This is a genomic window from Actinospica durhamensis (assembly GCF_018139695.1).
GTDB lineage: Bacteria > Actinomycetota > Actinomycetes > Streptomycetales > Catenulisporaceae > Actinospica > Actinospica durhamensis.
Map to the genome: position 1 here is coordinate 1 of NZ_JAGSOG010000604.1, position 1107 is coordinate 1107.

The 1107-nt window shown below is 65.1% G+C and carries 1 protein-coding gene; it reads left to right on the forward strand.

The window, feature by feature from the left end; genetic code table 11:
- Window positions 1–414 precede the first annotated feature (414 nt).
- Entirely contained in the window at window positions 415–918 is a 504-nt protein-coding gene (locus KDL01_RS41315; RefSeq protein WP_212534174.1) for a pentapeptide repeat-containing protein, read from the forward strand.
- Window positions 919–1107: the final 189 nt, after the last annotated feature.

Consider the following 1107-nt stretch of genomic DNA (forward strand, 5'->3'; position numbering starts at 1 on the left):
GCCGACCGCTGTTCGACCACCATGGCTGTCGTCCCCCCGCCCAAGAGTCCGAAGATGACGCGGCCGTCAGGATGCACATCAGATTTCTGCTTCCCCACCATGAGACCAATCATCCTGCGCCGAAGCGAGCCCATCAACGGTGTTCCCGCCGACTCGACCGACGCCCCCTGCAGCGCATCAGCACGGCGCGGCCCGCGACGGCGCCGGACTGACACATTTCCAGCGTGCTCTACGGTCTATGTGTGGCAACTTGGGAGCCAGGCAGAGCCAGATCTTCATACTCAGCACCGAATGGAGCCCGCCAAAGTGCCCGCTGACGGCCTGCCGCCCCTTCTAGCCCGCCTGGCCCAGGCAGCCCGCCCCCGAGGACTCTGGTGGTCCCGCACACGAAACGCGGCTCCGTTCGAAGACTCCTTGAGCGGTCCGGCCTTCGCCACTGCCTTCGCTGAACTCGCACACCAGACCAACGCCACCCTGATGTACGCCGACCTGGCCGGCGCAGACCTGACCAACGCGAACCTGCCCTACACCAACCTGTCCTGCGCAGACCTGAACTTCGCGGACCTGACGGAAGCGTGCCTCGACGGCGCAACCCTCACCGAAGCAACCCTGGCAAACGCACTCCTGATCGATGCGACCCTGACCGGCGCGAACTTGACCCGAGCGAACCTCACCAACGCCGACCTGACCCGAGCAAACCTCACCCACGCAGACCTGAGCCACGCGAACCTGAAGAACGCGAACCTAACCGACGCAGACCTGACCGGCGCTGACCTGCGCTCAAGCCTGCATGCAACCACCGCCATCCTCCTCGGCGCAAAGTTCACCGAGCGCACCCGCTGGCCCAGCGAACTCGACCCAGGAATCCGCGCCCGCTCCGAGACCATCAGCTTCGGACGATGGCGAGTCGCGCGTTAGGGACCGCCGCCTAGGCAGGAACCCAAACCCTAATTCCACGCTTGACCCAGCAAATAGACCCTGAGCATCCGCCAACGGTTCGGTGCTGTTCAGGTGGGGTGGCGTGAGCGAGCGTGTTCGTGCTCGTGCATGTCGGGCGCGGCTGTCAAGGCCGTAGATCATCCGGCGATCGGGGCGCGGGTTCGTTGA